The organism is Dolichospermum sp. UHCC 0259, from assembly GCF_009711935.1.
In the GTDB taxonomy this organism is placed as follows: Bacteria; Cyanobacteriota; Cyanobacteriia; order Cyanobacteriales; family Nostocaceae; genus Dolichospermum.
Map to the genome: position 1 here is coordinate 1 of NZ_VIKX01000028.1, position 1,826 is coordinate 1,826.

At 34.7% G+C, this 1,826-nt stretch carries 2 protein-coding genes and 1 pseudogene; all 3 read right to left on the reverse strand.

The genetic code is table 11. The annotated features are described in order from the left end of the window. Positions 1–169: 169 nt before the first annotated feature. Positions 170–411: pseudogene (locus FJR05_RS02925) on the reverse strand (transposase); the annotation flags it as partial. A 383-nt stretch (positions 412–794) separates the two neighbouring features. Then, positions 795–1,187: a HEPN domain-containing protein gene (locus FJR05_RS02930; RefSeq protein ID WP_168642735.1), complete on the reverse strand. Its 393-nt coding sequence runs from the start codon at positions 1,185–1,187 to the stop codon at positions 795–797. After that, positions 1,184–1,507 (reverse strand): nucleotidyltransferase domain-containing protein, encoded by a 324-nt coding sequence (locus FJR05_RS02935; RefSeq protein ID WP_168642736.1) that lies wholly within the window; start codon positions 1,505–1,507, stop codon positions 1,184–1,186. Before FJR05_RS02935 ends, FJR05_RS02930 begins: the two co-directional genes overlap by 4 nt. Positions 1,508–1,826: the final 319 nt, after the last annotated feature.

Here is a 1,826-nt window from a genome sequence, read left to right on the forward strand (position 1 = left end):
CTCCTATCCCTGTTACTTCCTAATTCCTTTTTAGTGGGGGAGTGTGAACAGTTACAGTCTAATTCCTCTTTCTTGACACCAAGCTCGGTTGTCTCTAGTCCGATAAATTTTATCAGCATGGAGTGATTCACCGATAATATCCCGTGTAAGTTTTGTATGCTTCCACTGTCTCCTCTGGTATTTCTAACGCCTGTTTTACTATTTCTCGGTTGATTTTATTAACTAGGTTTATATCTATTCTTTCTAAACAAGTGAACTAACATCGAAGGGTCAAAAGGTGGTTTATTACTATCTTGTTGACATCCCTATAAAGTATTGTAGGTAAGAATTTTCCCTGATCTGTTCTACTGTTTCTCTATCACTTATTCCTAACTTTTCTTTGATTATTAATGCCCCCAGTGCCATCCTAAATATTTATCTGGGAATATTTCAGGTTTTCAAGATGAGTTTTTTTCTACATCCTGAAAATAGTTAATTGTCTGAATCAGGATACCCAGGATTAGAGGATTTACAGGATTTTTTATGAATATTTATTTGGGAATATTTCAGGTTTTCAAGATAAGTTTTTTTCTACATCCTGAAAATGCTTAATTGTCTGAATCAGGATGCTCAGGATTAGAGGATTTACAGGATTTTTTATGAATATTTATCTGGGAATATTGCAGATTTTAAAGATGAGTTTTTTTCTACATCCTGTACATCCTTAAATCCTGGAAATCCTGATTCAGACAGTAGGGTGTGTTAGCGTTGCGTAACGCACCAAAATTAAGCAAGTTTTTAAACCATAATCTCTTTTAGAATTGAGGGGATAGAGAATCAATATTTGCTTTAGCAAAATTCAGAATTTCGATAGTCCTTTGAATGATCAAATCAGCATCAGCTTCTGTAATATTAGGATCAGTATTATAGTCACCGCGTAAACGAGTTCTTTCTGAATCAATTAAATAACGATGAAATTCACGAGGAACTCGTTGTGGACGTGCAAACTTTTCTCCAAAGGCAACAATTACCGCTGAATGTTTAGAATAAGCTAGTCCTTCCCCTTCTAAAAAAGCGGTAGCAACATAAAACATCGTATAATAGCCACGAGATGCTGCAAATTCAGCAAAACCTTTTTGATTGAGTTCTGTTGCTGCTTGCAAACTTCTTTCGGCTTTTTCTAGGAGTCTTTGTTGTTCAGGGTTCATATTACTAACCCATCTTGTCTGATATTGCGAAAGAAACCACTATTATAATTTTCTAGTTGTTCACGGGTAGCAAAAGCACAACTAATCAAAACGTTATATTCCAAACATAAATCAGCAATACTTTGACTGATTTTTTCGCTTTCTTGAGAATAGTTAAAAACATCTTTCAATACAATTAAAATATCAATATCTGAGTCTGGTTGTGCTGTTCCTCTCGCTTGTGAACCAAACAATATTAGTTTGTCTAATTGTTCTCCATAGAGTTGTTTTAAGTTTTCGTGTACTTGGGTTAAAACTTTGGAAATTCGTTGATTGAGCATAATTTATAATAAGTAACTACTTGGCGTTATGTCTATTTTAGCTTAAAAACGTCTGATTCAGATAGGAGGGTGTGTTAGGGAAGTGTAACGCACCAAAGTTGCTTGAATTTAATCTCATGAATTAATGTATGTCACGTCGCGCTCATAATTTAATGTATATTTCATGATATTTTCGTGATCCTAACGCACCCTACGAAACCCATTCAGCGATAAACTCAACTTGTAGAAAAATTCAAACAAGGTGTATTAGTGCAGCTACAAATTCAATTAAATCGAGGTACAGATAACTCACTAGTACACTACGGCGTAAGTGAACGAA

Bases quoted from the DNA above. Each gene is read 5' to 3' on its own strand.
- FJR05_RS02935 (WP_168642736.1), bottom strand. From the start codon at position 1,507: ATGCTCAATCAACGAATTTCCAAAGTTTTAACCCAAGTACACGAAAAC.
- FJR05_RS02930 (WP_168642735.1), bottom strand. From the start codon at position 1,187: ATGAACCCTGAACAACAAAGACTCCTAGAAAAAGCCGAAAGAAGTTTG.